At 48.7% G+C, this 14,745-nt stretch carries 14 protein-coding genes; 6 read left to right on the top strand and 8 right to left on the bottom strand.

Annotated features, from left to right (window positions below; translation table 11 throughout):
• Positions 1-605: 605 nt before the first annotated feature.
• From ilvD to ilvG, 3 genes are read right to left on the bottom strand one after another with little or no spacing between them, the layout of a single operon-like run.
• Positions 606-2,456, bottom strand: coding sequence for a dihydroxy-acid dehydratase (gene ilvD / locus ABY802_RS00555; protein ID WP_372624964.1), 1,851 nt, complete (start codon positions 2,454-2,456; stop codon positions 606-608).
• Between the two features lie 37 nt (positions 2,457-2,493).
• Positions 2,494-2,748, bottom strand: a complete 255-nt coding sequence (gene ilvM / locus ABY802_RS00550) for an acetolactate synthase 2 small subunit (protein ID WP_372624962.1) — start codon at positions 2,746-2,748, stop codon at positions 2,494-2,496.
• Positions 2,748-4,397 carry an acetolactate synthase 2 catalytic subunit gene (ilvG, locus tag ABY802_RS00545; RefSeq protein WP_372624960.1) on the bottom strand — a complete coding sequence of 550 codons (1,650 nt, stop codon included), beginning with the start codon at positions 4,395-4,397 and terminating at the stop codon, positions 2,748-2,750. Before ilvG ends, ilvM begins: the two co-directional genes overlap by 1 nt.
• A gap of 390 nt (positions 4,398-4,787) precedes the next feature.
• On the opposite strand from ilvG, the gene ABY802_RS00540 reads away from it, so the two are divergent.
• Positions 4,788-5,030: a DUF1289 domain-containing protein gene (locus ABY802_RS00540; RefSeq protein ID WP_372624958.1), complete on the top strand. Its 243-nt coding sequence runs from the start codon at positions 4,788-4,790 to the stop codon at positions 5,028-5,030.
• Positions 5,031-5,077: 47 nt separating this feature from the next.
• Here the strand turns inward: ABY802_RS00540 and ABY802_RS00535 are convergent, their stop codons facing one another.
• Positions 5,078-5,320 carry a GlsB/YeaQ/YmgE family stress response membrane protein gene (locus tag ABY802_RS00535; protein WP_217670649.1) on the bottom strand — a complete coding sequence of 81 codons (243 nt, stop codon included), beginning with the start codon at positions 5,318-5,320 and terminating at the stop codon, positions 5,078-5,080.
• A 245-nt stretch (positions 5,321-5,565) separates the two neighbouring features.
• Here ABY802_RS00535 and ABY802_RS00530 point away from each other — a divergent pair, with 245 nt between their 5' ends.
• Together ABY802_RS00530 and ABY802_RS00525 are read left to right on the top strand one after the other, a co-directional pair.
• Entirely contained in the window at positions 5,566-6,048 is a 483-nt protein-coding gene (locus ABY802_RS00530; RefSeq protein WP_372624956.1) for a DUF3015 family protein, read from the top strand.
• Positions 6,049-6,270: 222 nt separating this feature from the next.
• Positions 6,271-7,959, top strand: coding sequence for a DUF4105 domain-containing protein (locus ABY802_RS00525; RefSeq protein WP_372624954.1), 1,689 nt, complete (start codon positions 6,271-6,273; stop codon positions 7,957-7,959).
• A gap of 67 nt (positions 7,960-8,026) precedes the next feature.
• On the opposite strand, the gene ABY802_RS00520 is transcribed toward ABY802_RS00525, so the two are convergent.
• From ABY802_RS00520 to cysG, 4 genes are all read right to left on the bottom strand, one after another.
• Complete coding sequence (locus ABY802_RS00520; RefSeq protein ID WP_372624952.1) at positions 8,027-8,608, bottom strand: START domain-containing protein; 582 nt, start codon at positions 8,606-8,608, stop codon at positions 8,027-8,029.
• A 25-nt stretch (positions 8,609-8,633) separates the two neighbouring features.
• Complete coding sequence (gene rsuA / locus ABY802_RS00515) at positions 8,634-9,329, bottom strand: 16S rRNA pseudouridine(516) synthase RsuA (protein WP_372624950.1); 696 nt, start codon at positions 9,327-9,329, stop codon at positions 8,634-8,636.
• Between the two features lie 50 nt (positions 9,330-9,379).
• Positions 9,380-10,165 (bottom strand): 3'(2'),5'-bisphosphate nucleotidase CysQ, encoded by a 786-nt coding sequence (cysQ, locus tag ABY802_RS00510; RefSeq protein ID WP_372624948.1) that lies wholly within the window; start codon positions 10,163-10,165, stop codon positions 9,380-9,382.
• A gap of 68 nt (positions 10,166-10,233) precedes the next feature.
• On the bottom strand, positions 10,234-11,655 hold the full coding sequence (cysG, locus tag ABY802_RS00505) for a siroheme synthase CysG (RefSeq protein ID WP_372624946.1): 1,422 nt from the start codon (positions 11,653-11,655) through the stop codon (positions 10,234-10,236).
• Positions 11,656-11,923: 268 nt separating this feature from the next.
• On the opposite strand from cysG, the gene ABY802_RS00500 reads away from it, so the two are divergent.
• From ABY802_RS00500 to ABY802_RS00490, 3 genes are read left to right on the top strand one after another with little or no spacing between them, the layout of a single operon-like run.
• Positions 11,924-12,130 (top strand): hypothetical protein, encoded by a 207-nt coding sequence (locus tag ABY802_RS00500; protein ID WP_372624944.1) that lies wholly within the window; start codon positions 11,924-11,926, stop codon positions 12,128-12,130.
• A gap of 6 nt (positions 12,131-12,136) precedes the next feature.
• Positions 12,137-13,876, top strand: coding sequence for a diguanylate cyclase (locus tag ABY802_RS00495; protein WP_372624942.1), 1,740 nt, complete (start codon positions 12,137-12,139; stop codon positions 13,874-13,876).
• Positions 13,866-14,678 carry an SAM-dependent methyltransferase gene (locus ABY802_RS00490; RefSeq protein ID WP_372624940.1) on the top strand — a complete coding sequence of 271 codons (813 nt, stop codon included), beginning with the start codon at positions 13,866-13,868 and terminating at the stop codon, positions 14,676-14,678. Before ABY802_RS00495 ends, ABY802_RS00490 begins: the two co-directional genes overlap by 11 nt.
• Positions 14,679-14,745 lie beyond the last annotated feature (67 nt).

Here is a 14,745-nt window from a genome sequence, read left to right as displayed (position 1 = left end):
TCATGCCATCCAACGGTGTTTCCACCGCAGCCTGATAAACCGGCGACAGCAAAATGTCCCGCAGATACTGCTGCATTAGCTCGGTATCTGTTTGCTCTGCTTGGACTATTGCCAGGTTATTCATTGTTGCTCCACTGCTGTTAATATTCTTGTTACCTGTTGTAACCTGCAACTCATCTTTAAACTCAGAGACAAGGAAATACTTTCTTCGCCGCCTTCAAGGATCACGTCCCTGTGCCCTTTCAGCCTGCGCGGCATCCCTGCCGCTGCTTCGAAAGTACACCTTGTCCCTTCGTCTCAAGTCTTGCTGCTTGTGCCAGCCGACACTCTTAAGTATCAAGCGAAGACAGGTTACAACTAAGCGGGGCGTCTCCAGCAGGGATGCTGGAGAGGAGCCTATAGGGATATATTTACGGCGTCCCCGCGTGTTGCTATCTGTCGAAGCCTGTACATTGTGTTAAGGCTCACGGCAAGGAAATGCTCTTTTCGCCGCCTTCAAGGAGCACATCGCCACTTATTGAAAAACAGGGCGCCCCTTCAGCCTGCGCGGCGTCCATGCCGCCGCTACGAAAGTACACCTTGTCCCTTCGTCTAAAGTATTGCTGTTATTCTTCAAGCTTCGACACATCCCGCACTGCGCCTTTATCCGCACTACTGGCCAGTAAGGCATAGGCTTTTAAGGCGTTACTCACCACCCGCTGGCGGTTCTCTGGCTTCCAGCCCTGCTTACCTTTCGCATCCATTTGGGCGTGGCGCTTTGCCAGTTCTTCATCACTGATGGCAATGCCGATTTTACGCTGGGGAATATCAATCTCGATGGTGTCGCCTTCCTGCACAAGGGCAATAGCACCACCACTGGCGGCTTCTGGCGAAACATGGCCAATTGATAGCCCCGAAGTACCACCAGAAAACCGGCCATCGGTAATCAAAGCACAGGCTTTACCTAAACCCATCGACTTTAAATAACTGGTTGGGTAAAGCATTTCCTGCATACCCGGGCCACCTTTCGGGCCTTCGTAGCGAATAACGACCGCGTCACCCGCCACCACCTTACCTTTTAAAATGGCCTCTACCGCCTCATCCTGGCTTTCAAACACCCGGGCGCTACCGGTAAATACCAGGTTCTCTGGCTCTACCCCGGCGGTTTTTACAATACAGCCCTGTGGTGCCAGGTTACCAAACAGCACCGCCAGGCCGCCGTCTTGTGAGTAGGCATGCTCTTTACTGCGGATACAGCCTTCCACTCTGTCATCATCGACCGACGGATAGCGACAGTTTTGCGAAAACGCCTGGGTGGTACGAATACCGGCCGGCCCAGCGGCATAAAACTGCTGCACTTCTTTGGACGGGCTGGTTTTTAAATCCCACTGCTCCAGCACCGCCGCCAGCGAACTGCCGGCAACATGCGGCGTATTGGGGTTTAGCAAGCCGGCACGGTTCAGCTCGGCCAAAATACCGATAACCCCACCGGCGCGATGGACATCTTCCATATGGTATTTTTGAGTAGAGGGTGCCACCTTACATAAATGCGGCACGATGCGTGACAAGCGATCGATATCCGCCATGGTAAAATCAACTTCCGCTTCAATAGCCGCGGCTAATAAATGCAGCACCGTATTAGTCGAGCCGCCCATGGCGATATCGAGCATCATGGCGTTTTCAAAGGCGGTTTTATTGCCGATGCTGCGCGGCAAGGCACTGGCATCATCGTTTTTATACCAGCGATTACAAAGCTCCATAATCCGAAAACCGGCCTGGACAAACAGCTCTTTACGATCGGCATGAGTAGCCAGCAGCGAGCCATTACCCGGCTGGCCTAAACCTAAGGCTTCTACCAAACAGTTCATTGAGTTGGCGGTAAACATGCCTGAACAACTGCCACAAGTCGGGCAAGCACTACGCTCAATTTGTTCGCTATCGGCATCGCTCACTTTCGGATCGGCCGCCGACACCATGGCATCGACTAAATCCAGCTTGATAATTTGATCGGATAACTTGGTTTTACCGGCTTCCATTGGTCCGCCGGAAATAAAAATGGCCGGTACGTTTAAGCGCATCGCCGCCATTAACATGCCCGGGGTGATTTTGTCGCAGTTTGAAATACACACCATGGCATCAGCACAATGGGCGTTGACCATATACTCGACTGAGTCGGCAATCAGCTCGCGCGACGGCAGGCTGTAAAGCATGCCGCCATGGCCCATGGCGATGCCATCATCTACCGCAATGGTATTAAACTCTTTGGCAATACCGCCGGCTTCTTCAATGCTTTTGGCCACCAGCTTGCCCAAATCACGCAAATGCACATGACCGGGCACGAACTCACAAAACGAGTTAACTACGGCAATAATGGGTTTGCCAAAATCGGTGTCTTTAACTCCGGTGGCTCGCCACAGCGCGCGGGCGCCTGCCATATTGCGGCCTTCAGTGACAGTAGCGGATCTTAACTTTGGCATCAGGTACTCCGTTAATAATAATTAGTCTGGTATCAGTTTAGGCGCGCAGCGCAGCAATGTCGGCGCTGACCAGTTGTAAGTCGCGCACATCGTATAATTTATGCAGCTGACTGGTCAGTAAATGAATGGGCTTGTCACTGCATACCGTCAGGGTAACGCTTAAGCCAGCGCAGTCAGTCAGCGGCTCCAGCTGCAAGCCAGCTAACTGGTAACCGCGATAACGGGTTACTTGCAATAAACGTTCAACAACGCTGGCTTCATTATTGGTGGTGATGGTCAGGGTATGGTTCATTAGTTGCTCTCCATGATCATATCTTCATTCGCGGCACCCGGCGGTACTAATGGCCAGACGTTATCTTTTTCATCAATTTTTACATGTAGTAAATAGGGGCCCGGCCAGGTAAACATGGCTTCCAGCGCGCCTTCTACTTCATCTTTGCGGGTAATACAGTGGCCGGGTATAGCAAAGGCCGCGGCCAGTGCGACAAAATCCGGATTGTCCGATAAATCAGTTTCGCTGTAGCGCTCATCAAAAAACAATTGTTGCCACTGCTTTACCATGCCCAGACGCTGGTTATCGACAATGACGATTTTTACCGGTAAACGAAAACGTTTAATGGTGCCCAGTTCCTGCACGTTCATCATAAAAGAGCCATCGCCTGACACCGCTATAACGGTGTCTTGTGGCCGGGCTAACTTAGCTCCAATTGCTGCCGGCAGGCCAAAGCCCATGGTGCCAAGGCCACCGCTGGATAAATGATTGCGCGGGTGGCTAAATCGCATATGCTGGGCTACCCACATCTGGTGCTGACCGACATCGCAGCACACCACGCTGTTATCCGGCATCCGCTCACTCAACTGCTTTAACATCAGCGGCGCATAAATACGCTCGCCTGGGTGGTCGTAACGCCAGCCATGTTGCTGCTTTAAGCTGCTGCAATGGGCTAACCACTCCTGACAGTTAGTATTACTGGCTATAGCTGGCAAAATTTGCCGCATATCGCCCAAAAACGACACCTGGGCAAAGCGCACCTTGTTGATTTCCGCCGGGTCGATATCGACGTGAATTACTTTGGCATTGGGCGCAAATTTTTGCAGGTTACCGGTAACCCGATCATCAAAACGGGCGCCTAAACACACCAATAAATCGCACTGCTGTACCGCTAAATTAGCGGCCTGCGTACCATGCATCCCCAACATGCCCAAATAATGCGGGTTGTCTTTAGCCACTGATCCCATGCCTTTTAAGGTGGTCACCGAGGGCATCGGGCACTGTGCTAAAAACTCCTGCAGCTGCGGCATTGCACCCGCCATATGCACGCCGCCACCAATATACGCCATCGGCTTTTGGGCATGGCTAATCAGCTGCCGGGCCTGCGCGCTTTGTGCCAGCGAGGTACTGATAGCACGCTGCTGCGGTTTTGCAGATAACTCATGCTTGATCACGCTGGCTAATTGCACATCTTTAGGGATGTCGACCAATACCGGGCCTGGTCGGCCGCTACTTGCAATGGCAAAGGCTTCGTTTAAGGTGGCGGCCAGTTCATCGACGCTGCGTACCATAAAGCTGTGCTTAGTGACGCTTAAACTTAAGCCCAATACATCAATTTCCTGAAAGGCATCAGTACCCATTACTGCCTGGGATACCTGACCGGTAATGGCAACCAAAGGGACCGAGTCCAGCATGGCATCGGCCAGTGAGGTAATTAAGTTAGTGGCGCCAGGGCCAGAGGTGGCCAGGCACACGCCAACCTTGCCTGAGCTGCGGGCATAACCGATTGCCGAGAATGCGCCGCCCTGCTCGTGCCGGCACAGGTAGTGTTTGATAGGGCTTTGGTAGATTGCATCGTAAATTGGCATAATAGCGCCGCCGGGATAACCAAAAATGGTATCCACACCATGCTGCTGCAACACCTTTAATACCAACTCTGCGCCTTTCATCTGTAACCTCTGTTGCTAATATTTTTTTAAAAGCCCTGAAACGACAAAACCCCCGGTCCTTGCGGAGCGGGGGTTTTGTTGGATTTCGCTTTAAGCTACTTTATTTTTCCAAAACACCGCCCCCGCGGAGATTAATAATCACCACGACCACGAGGACAATAATGTTCAGAACGGCAGCTAAACGCATAATTTGATTCTTACTTATTTGCTTGGTTGAATTCGTTTTTGTTATTCGGCTCTGTTTCGCAGAGCAATTAGCCTATAGAAATAGCCGTCTATCAGTCTGAAGTCAACCCATTTTTGTGATCTTGCTAAAAATAATCCACCATTTGCACCTTTGGCCTGCCACAACGTACACTAAGTATATTCAGCAACCAGCGCAGTAGCACTATGGATCAGCTAGAGCTATTCGACATAGCCAACCCCTGTATTGGGGTGTGCCAGAGCAACAACCGTGGTTATTGCCTGGGTTGCCTGCGCTCGCGTGACGAACGTTTTAACTGGCACCAGAAACCGGCTACCGAGCGGGCACATATTCTTAAGCTGCTGACCCAGCGCCGGGCCCGGCTTAATGCCAAAGACAACAAGAATCAGGATATACCGGAACAAGGTGAATCATTGGATTTGTTTTAATGCGAATCAGCGCGCGTTAGAACCCCGAACTGGGCGCCACAGAGTGGCTAGCTCTTTTTAATTAAGCTCACCACATAAATCAGCACTATCGCACCGACCGTCGCGGTAACCAGCGAACCAATAAAACCATATGACGCCAGCCCCAGTAAACCAAACAAAAAACCGCCCACAAAAGCACCGACAATGCCTACCAGCATATTGCCTAATAGACCAAAGCCTTTACCTTTCATAATATTGCCAGCAATCCAGCCTGCCAGCGCACCGATGATTAAAAAAGCGATAAAATTCATACTTCATCCTTATTAACTTAATGCTGAGTTAGCATAATTTGAGCGTAGTAGAAATAACAGGTTTTAAAAAGTCTTTTTATTCATCTTTATAAAATGAGCACCTTACAAATAGTCTTTTTTTCAACGTTAACGTTTACATTATTTATTTTTAAAAACAGCTAGATTTGCAAATTTAGAAAATGTATAAACTACGCGCCTCCATTTTCTGGGGTTTTGTAAATAATAAAAAATGAAAAGGAATTAACATGAAACTTTGCGCTATTTTAACACTATCCGTCACTATGGCTCTTTCTGCATCTGTACATGCAGCTAAAGCACCAGGTTCAGGCCCAAATCCATTTTCAGATTGCGGTATTGGCGCTGCTTTATTTTCAGAAAATAAAGTTTTAGCGGTAACATCAAATATTATCTGGGATATCGGTACTACTGCTGTAACGTCAGCAACAGCAAGTCCAGAGACATGTTCAGGAAAAAATGTTGATGCCGCGGCATTTATCTTAAACTCATACGACAGCATCATTGAAGATACAGCTCGTGGCGAAGGTGAACATTTATCTGCTCTGATGAACATCCTTGAAGTAGCACCTGCTAACCAAGCACAGATCATCAATGATGTGCGCGCACAGATGAGTCTGCATATTGCTGATGAATCCTATACTGCTGCTGATAAGCGTGAAAAATCAGAGTTATACTACTTCACTGTTATCAGTGCTGTAACCTCTGCATAATTTTTAAACAGAATAGGGAGCAAGCTCCCTATTCTGTTTTTGAGTCTATTGATGAATCGATTTATATTACTCTGCTGCCTTGCTTTTTTTTGCAATCTTATTCAAGCATCTACCTTTACGGCTACCGCTGAACTTGAACGAATTGCCGCCTCATCAACCTGGAAAAAACTGCTTGTATATTCAGACAATGGTCAAAGCTACATCAAGTCTAAGCACTTTTTTTTGTCAGAAGCTGGAAATACCGATCCGTTAAGTGAATTGCGCGCCACCTTAGCAGCCTTTTCTGCTCCTGTTAACGAAGCAGGTCCGGATAATCACGCGCAATGTAAATTTCCAGCACGTTTTAACTGGCTGAAACAACACGTTAATATCGCTGATTTTGGCATCACTGAAATTGAATGCCCAGAGTTTAGCCAATTTCTGCAGCAACAAAACGTCAAATCCATCAGTGTGATTTTTGCTACTGGCTTTCTCGGCAACCCAGCCTCTTATTATGGTCACTTATTACTGAAGTTAAATACCGGCGATGTAAGCAGCCAACAGAACATGCTGCAGGATACGGCCATAAATTATGGCGCTGACGTCCCGCCAGACGAAAATATGGCACTTTATGTTATCAAGGGTATTGTTGGGCAATACGATGCTTCATTTACGCAACAAAAATACTTTTATCATGCTGAAAACTATGGCGAGTCTGAACTGCGGGACTTATGGGAATATGAACTTGCGTTAGAGGCGCAGGATATCACCCTGCTGCTGGGGCACTTATGGGAATTACTTGACGCTGATTATCAATATTACTTTTTTAACCGCAATTGCGCTTTCCATATGGGTGAGCTGCTACAACTGCTGTTAGACAATAAGGTGACAAGCAGTAAGCGTCTTTGGATAACACCCCAGTCCATCATGCAGAATTTATCTACGACCACCTACCAAGGGCAATCATTAGTCAGGGAAATCAGATATCACCCATCCAGGCAAAGCCGGCTGTATCAACGCTTTTCGTTGCTTGATCGCCAACAAAAGATCGTTTTGTTTAACCTTGTAAAGCAACCAGAGTTACTGACTAATACTGATTTATCGCAATTTAAATTAACCGAACAACATCAGATAATTGACACTCTTATCGATTATTATCAATTTTTGCGTAAAGAAAGTGCAGGCTTAACGGATCCCAATAACAGCTACTACAAACAGGCAGTACTGTTGCGTTATCAATTGCCCGCGGGGCAATCTGCCGGCAATTTTAACGCAGACTCCCAACCTCATTTAGGCAGAAAGCCGAGTTATTCTGCAATACACATTGTCCGTTCAAACGATGAGAGTTATGGCCAATTGCAGCTTCGCCCCGCCTATTATGATGCGCTGGATGCAGCTAACAGTCATGTCAGATTTTCAGCATTGAGTATGGGAGAGTTGATCCTTGGATTCACCCATACCAAGCTTTTTCTAAAAGAGTTTTCGTTATTGAAAATTGAAAATATCAGAGCAAACTATACCGGCCTGCCTGGCGACCGGAATTACTCCTGGTATCTGGATATTGGTGCAAGCCAAACCACGGTTGGCTGCTTAGATTGTGAAGCCTATAAAGCCAATACGGGCATCGGTTATGGTTTCGAAGCTCTGTCAGCTTTTAATATTTCCGGTTTTGTCGGCGTTGGTTATCTTGGCGAAAAAATAGATAGTGCTGGCGGTTACCTTAGCACCAGACTGATTTCAACCTGGTATATCTCCGAGCAGGTATCGTCCAGGTTTGAACTGGAGCATCGATTTTTTAATGGTGGCACAAACGATCATTTGGCAAAGTTAAATGTCCGTTATGCCGTTTCGCAAGATTCGGATTTTCGGATCACCGTGAATAAAGACAGACATGCAACTGAACTGGGCTTAGTGTTGGGCTGGTACTGGTAATGTAGGTAAGGCTTACAAATGATGCAAATCAAGACGTTTCAGGTGACTTAAGTGGAACTGCTGGTGCTTACTGATATTGCTGTAATACAGCCGGTAGCCGCTCGAATGTGGTAAAAATCGACTTCAGCGCCACTTTGTCGGCAAGGAAGTGCGGTAAGTTACCAGCCGGATCAGCCTGCCCCTGATAATTAATCAGCAAGCTACCATCAGGCTGCGGCGTTAATGTCCATTTTGCCTGCACCTGCTGCATCCGGATATACCCTTTTGCCGTCGGGTACTCCGCGCCAACATCCTGTATATTCAGGGTCAGCTCGCCACTTTCTTTGTGTTGCGTCCAGACAGATTTGGTCACCATATCGCGATCCGATACTGGCCACATGGCGCTAAAGTAGGTATGAACGATATTAATGTCAGCGTCCGGATGGCTTATCAGTTCAGCTTTATCTGCATTAGCCGCCCACTTATCGATATTGCCGGTATCTTCAAGTAAGCGTTTAAAAGCCTCTACTTTGGAGCTGACTCTGGTTTTTGCCCGGATCTCTAGTAAATTATCTGAATCACGACGATACTCCACCAGCACGTCGCCGGCAGTTTTATACAACTGCCAATCATTTGTCTGCGCCAGCGCTACGCCACTGTGAAAAATCAAACAAGCTGCAAGCCAACGCAATGGTTTAAGCTTGCAGCTGCGACAATTCAGCCGCAGTAAGTGGCCGGTATTCACCTTCGGCTAAATCAGCCGGCAACTGCAAACCGCCGATTCTCTCGCGGTGCAATTGCTCCACCTTATTGCCAATAGCGGCAAACATCCGTTTCACCTGATGATAACGGCCTTCATGGATGGTCAGCAGCGCTTCACGCTCTGCCACTAATTCCAGTTCAGCAGGCAAGGTTGGGTCTTTTTCACCGCGCAGCATTACGCCATCAGCAAACAGGCTAGCAGCATCATCAGCAATGGGGTCGGCGGTCCATACCCGGTAAGTTTTAGCAATATGATGTTTAGGCGAGCTAATCCGGTGTGACCATTTACCGTCATCGGTTAGCAGCAACAAGCCGGTGGTGTCTAGATCGAGCCGGCCAACGGTATGCAGTCGCTCAACTATAGGTTCATCCAGTAAATTAAAAACAATGGGGTGCTCTGGGTCGTCATTGGCGCACAGAAACCCCGCCGGTTTATGTAGCATTAAGTAGCGCAGGCCAATAATGGCCAGTGGTTGGCCGTCCATCACTACGGAATCGCTGTCACTTACCTGCAACGCTGCTTGTTTCACTACTTCGCCATTAATACTGACCAGCTTCTGGCGGATCACTTTGCCAGCCTGACTGCGGGTCAGGCCGGTACAATCACATATAAATTTATCTAAACGCATAGCACTAGTCACCTGTAAATTAGGTGGTTAGTGTACCCTACCGGCTCGGATTAGTCGCCTGTTGCCGATACGAGTGCTGATACCATAAAGTTAGGGTTGAGCAGCTGTTCGCGCTGATACACCCTGCTGGCTATCCCATCAAAGCTGACGGAGGCACCGGCTTCAGTCGCCACAATATGACCGGCGCCGGTATCCCAGGCCATGGTGGGGCCAAAACGCGGATACACATCAGCGGTGCCATCGGCAACTAAACAAAACTTTAAAGAACTGCCGACCGGGACCATTTCATGCTGGCTAAACTGCGCCAGATAGCCGGCTAAATCGGGACTGGGGTGGCTGCGACTGCCCACTACTTTAACCAACTGATCGCGACTAGCCTTATTCACTTTTATTGGCTTGACGCCAGTTGCTTGCTTTAAAAAAGCCCCCTCATCTTTAGCCGCATAGTAAGTTTTCGCCAGCACCGGAGCATGTACCACACCTAACACCGGTTCGCCGTTATCGATTAGCGCAATATTTACCGTGAACTCGCCATTACGCTTAATAAACTCCTTGGTACCATCCAGTGGGTCTACCAGCCAGTAACGCTGCCAGCTTTTGCGAATATCCCAGCTGATATCAGCCGCTTCTTCCGATAAAACCGGCAAATCGGGGGTTAACTTTGTCAACTCAGCCACGATCAGTTTATGCGCCGCTAAATCAGCTGCAGTTAATGGCGAGTCGTCGCTTTTGGCGCTGATATTAAAATCGGCCTGGTCACGGCCATAAATGGTCAAAATGGCCTCGCCTGCCTGTTCGGCAATCTTAATAATGGCTGGTAATAAGGTTGCGGTCATGATGTCGTCCTTGAAAGGTTTGAAAGAGTAGTTGTTGCAATATATTTTGTGCTGCGAGTGTACCAGAATTAACGCAGCCGGGTTAACGGCTGGGCAAATACCGCGCTCTGTGGCCGCTTGCCAAACCAATGCAACTGCTGTTGTAAACTGACCACCTCACCAATAATCAACAGCGCCGGTGATTGCACCTGCTCGCTGCTGACTTTCGTGGCCAGCTCACTTAGCTCGGTGGTAATAATCCGCTGCTGCAGCCGGCTACCATTTTCGATAATCGCTACCGGGGTAGCTGGCGAGCGCCCGGCACTTATAAGCTGCTGCTGAATATGGCCTGCTTTCATCAACCCCATGTAAATTACCACGGTCTGATTAGGCTTACTCATGCTGCGCCAGTCGGGCTCGCTGCCATCAGGCCGGCAATGGCCTGTAACAAACTGGACGCTTTGCGCATGATCGCGATGGGTTAACGGAATGCCCGCATAGGCCGCACACCCCGCTGCAGCCGTTACCCCCGGCACCACCTGAAAGGCAATGTTGTGCGGCAACAGTGCCTGAATTTCTTCGCCGCCACGGCCAAAAATAAAGGGGTCGCCGCCTTTTAAGCGGCACACTTTTTTGCCTGATAGCGCTAAATCAATCAATATTTGGTTGGTATCCTGCTGCGCCACCGAATGCGCACCGGCTTTTTTACCCACGCAAATAAGCTCGGCATCACGGCGCACCAACTGCATAATTTCAGGCGAGACCAGATAGTCATACACCACCACATCGGCTTGCTGCATCAGCTGCAATGCTTTTAAAGTCAACAATTCCGGATCGCCGGGGCCGGCGCCTACCACATACACTTCACCGTCAAGCTGCTGCGGCTCTGCCAGCAACTCATTAAGCCGCCGTTCTGCCTGAGGTAACTGATTGGCTTGTACTTCGCGTACTACGTCGGAATTAAATACTTTTTCCCAAAACTGACGACGGGCGGCAAAGCCCTTTATTTTCGCTTTGACCTGATCACGAAAACGACCAACAAGTTGCGCCAGTGGCCCCAGGTGTTGGGGTAACAAGGTTTCCAGCTTTTCGCGTAACCGCCTGGCCAGCACCGGTGCAGTACCAAAACTGGATATGGCAATAATAATCGGGTTGCGGTCGATAATAGAGGGGAAAATAAAACCACACTTGGGCTGGTCGTCCACGGTATTGACCAGCATATTACGTTCAGTCGCGGCCTCAAATACTGCAGCGTTAACGTTATCGTTGTCGGTCGCGGCAATCACCAGTAATTTACCGTCCAGCATTTCCTCGCGGAAATAGCCGCTAATCAGCTGTGCTTTACCCTGCTGCTGCCATTCAGTAAATTCCGGGGCAAACTCGGGCGATACTACATAAAGCTTAGCGCCGGCACTTAACAAGGTGCCCGCTTTACGCAGCGCCACCGAGCCACCGCCAACAATCAGCACTGGTTTATCGGTTAATTTCACGAATAAGGGAAGATATTGCACGGCCGCTCCGCAAGCTGAAATCGTCAGCTGTTATTAGTGCTTAGAATAGCGCTGCAAGCCTATTTCGCAAAATAGCTTATAACGCTCAGATATAACCAAACGGAATTAGTGGCAAGCCACTTATGCAAAAGTTTCAATAATGGGTTGTTGTTAGCAAGTGCTTTTTGACTTACATTAGAGTGCAAAATAGCAGCAGTAATCGCCTTTGTAACCGACAACATGCTAACACTGCTTATGATACCCATCGCAGCATCTAACAGGATGTACTATGTCGACGTTAAGCCAGTTTATCAGTGATTTAGCCACCAACCTGAAATTGCAACAGCAGTACCAGCAAGACCCTGCGACCACCATGCAGAATTATGGCCTGCAAAGCCATGAAATAGACGCCGTGGTAGCGGGCGATAAAGCCAAAGTTGAGCAGTTAACCGGACATCCGGTGCAACCTGTTACTTTTATCTTCCCGGCAAAGTAATACGCTGTGCAACGGGCAGGATGGGTGTATATACCGCTGATAGTGTTGTTAGCGGCGTTTTCTGCTTTCAGTGCAGCTGACACTTTTCAACAACAGCTGGACAAGGCAGAAGCATTACGCACTCAGTCACCAACCCAAACCGCTGACATCGTTGCTCAGCTGGAGTTAAATTACCAGGCTCTGACTCCTTATCAGAAAGAGCAATTTACCTTTCTAAAAGCCTACATCTATGCATTTCAGGGCAAACAGGAAAATGCGATTAGCTGGGCTACCAAGGTTGCAGATAGTAAATACCCGGAAATCACCCTTAAAGCCAACTTGTTGCTGGCAACAGTTTATGAGCACAGAAAGGATTTCAGTAAGGCCTACTCGTTCTTGTTTGATGCACTAAAAGCAGGCATTTATCTGAACAACGAACCTCTACAGGTCAGTTTGTATACTGTTGCGACCCAATTACATATCAGTGCCAATGTTTACGACAAAGCCTTGGAATATGCGTCCAACATCGTCGATGTTGCCCGCTCTCCTCGCAGCTATTGTGTTGGCTATGCATTACAATTGAATGCAACAATAAAGTTAAACCAAACGTATACAAATGAAGCAGTTAATACAGCGAGACAAGCCTGCATCACAGCAAACGAGCCATTATTACTACACACCCTTAGCCTGTACATCGCTGAAATTGATGTAGATAAGGTGCCGGCTCAGGTTAAAACGGACATGCTGTCAGTAATGCCTGAGCTTAAAAAAACCGGCTATTTGTATTCAGTTATTCAGGCTGAATTTTTCCTGGGATCAGCTGAGCTACATCTGCAGAACTATGCAGCAGCAGAGGCATTACTTGAAAAGGTTTATCAGCAGACAATAACGTTAAATGATACGAAAACCGCCAATAAAGCGATGCTGTTATTAGCACAAACACATGAAAAATCAGGAAATACCGCAGCTGCTGTTAAGGCATATAGCCAACATTCTGTAGCGCTGATTCATTATATTGATGAGTTTAAAAAACGCAGCGTCGCCTACCATCTGGCACAGGCTGACTTTATGGAAAGTGAAAATAAACTCGCGCTATTAGAGAGTGCAAATGAGTTGTTGCAACTCGAAAGCAAGTTACAACAGGAACAAAAACTAAAAGCTCTGATGTTTGCTGTCGCTTTATTAGCATTGTTACTGCTGGTTATTTATGTTCTCAATAGCAAACGAGTAGCGTTAAACCGGCTGGCCACCACCGATTTTTTAACCCGCTTATTTAACCGCCGCTATTTTAACGAAACGGTTAGCAGACATCTCGCTAACCGTCGCCAGCAAGGCGAGTACAGCCTGATTATGTTTGATATCGATTTATTTAAACAAATTAATGACCAGTATGGCCATGCCGCAGGCGATAAAGTACTAAGTGCTATTGCCAGCTGCTGCCAGGCACTCATTCGGCAGCAGGATATTTTAGCCCGGGTGGGCGGTGAAGAGTTCGCGTTGTTTTTACCGGGTTGTGCCCTTCCACACGCGCAAGAGATAGCCGAGCAATGCCGGCAGAGCCTGGAGCAACTTGATATAGAGGTTGGTGATCGGAGCATTCAAATCACCGCCAGTTTCGGGGTTGCCACCAGCAGTAGCGCAGATTTTGACAATTTATTAAAACAAGCTGACGATGCGTTATATCAGGCCAAAACCGGTGGTCGCAACCGGATTGTGGTTTATCAACCGACCGATAGCAGCGCCAGCCAGGGCACCAATGTTAGCTGAGCAACGCCGTGGCAGCTTGTTGTGTCTGGGGCTGGGAGTTACTTTGGGTAGTCAGTTGACGATACTGGCGCGCGAACAACTTGCAACCGCTGATGTAGTATTTTTTCTCAGCAACAGCCATTACCTTGCCGGCTTTTTGCAGCAAATAAACCCCAGCTTAGTCGATTTACAGCCGTTTTATCAGGCCGGTCAGTCACGGCTCGAAAGCTACCACGCCATGCTGGAGGCAGTGATCACCGCGGTAACTACCGGCAACAATGTCGTCTGGGCCTGTTACGGCCACCCCGGCATTGCCAGCTGGCCACCGCATGAAGCCATACGTCAGCTAAAAGCCCTGGGCTACCAGGCGAAAATGGCAGCTGGCATTGGCGCCGACGCCTGCCTATATGCCGACCTGGGCATCGACCCGATGGCTGAGGGCTGCCAGCAATTTGAAGCCAGCCAGTTTTTATTTTATCAGCGCACTGTCGATGTCAGTGCTTATTTGCTGCTATGGCAGGTAGCGATAGCCGGCGATTTCAGCTTAGCGAAACTGGAAAGCGAAAGCCGCTATATTGAGACCCTGGTGCAGCACCTGCGGCAATGGTACCCGCCAGACCATCAGGTAATTTTGTATGAAGCCGCCGACTTACCAATCTGGCAGTTCCGTGCCGAGCAAGTCCGCTTAGCCGAATTACCGCAGGCAACCCTGAATCAGATCACTACCCTGGTGATCCCGCCACTTCGAGCGAAAACTATTAACCACAAGATGCTGGACCAACTCGGCGTGCCGGCCGACCATCCGCTACGGCAAAAGTCTTAACACTATAAAGAATAAAAAAAGCGGCAACCGAAGTTGCCGCCAAAGAGGGATGAGAGAGGTATCCCGT

Source organism: Arsukibacterium sp. (genome assembly GCF_041616895.1).
Lineage (GTDB): Bacteria > Pseudomonadota > Gammaproteobacteria > Enterobacterales > Alteromonadaceae > Alishewanella.
The sequence above is the reverse complement of the archived record's forward strand: the minus strand, read 5'-3'. Positions and strand labels throughout refer to the sequence as shown.

What these genes read in the sequence shown, in the direction of transcription:
- ilvD (WP_372624964.1), bottom strand. Translation starts at nt 2,456, where the DNA reads ATGCCAAAGTTAAGATCCGCTACTGTCACTGAAGGCCGCAATATGGCA.
- ilvM (WP_372624962.1), bottom strand. Translation starts at nt 2,748, where the DNA reads ATGAACCATACCCTGACCATCACCACCAATAATGAAGCCAGCGTTGTT.
- ilvG (WP_372624960.1), bottom strand. Translation starts at nt 4,397, where the DNA reads ATGAAAGGCGCAGAGTTGGTATTAAAGGTGTTGCAGCAGCATGGTGTG.
- ABY802_RS00540 (WP_372624958.1), top strand. Translation starts at nt 4,788, where the DNA reads ATGGATCAGCTAGAGCTATTCGACATAGCCAACCCCTGTATTGGGGTG.
- ABY802_RS00535 (WP_217670649.1), bottom strand. Translation starts at nt 5,320, where the DNA reads ATGAATTTTATCGCTTTTTTAATCATCGGTGCGCTGGCAGGCTGGATT.
- ABY802_RS00530 (WP_372624956.1), top strand. Translation starts at nt 5,566, where the DNA reads ATGAAACTTTGCGCTATTTTAACACTATCCGTCACTATGGCTCTTTCT.
- rsuA (WP_372624950.1), bottom strand. Translation starts at nt 9,329, where the DNA reads ATGCGTTTAGATAAATTTATATGTGATTGTACCGGCCTGACCCGCAGT.
- cysQ (WP_372624948.1), bottom strand. Translation starts at nt 10,165, where the DNA reads ATGACCGCAACCTTATTACCAGCCATTATTAAGATTGCCGAACAGGCA.
- ABY802_RS00500 (WP_372624944.1), top strand. Translation starts at nt 11,924, where the DNA reads ATGTCGACGTTAAGCCAGTTTATCAGTGATTTAGCCACCAACCTGAAA.
- ABY802_RS00490 (WP_372624940.1), top strand. Translation starts at nt 13,866, where the DNA reads ATGTTAGCTGAGCAACGCCGTGGCAGCTTGTTGTGTCTGGGGCTGGGA.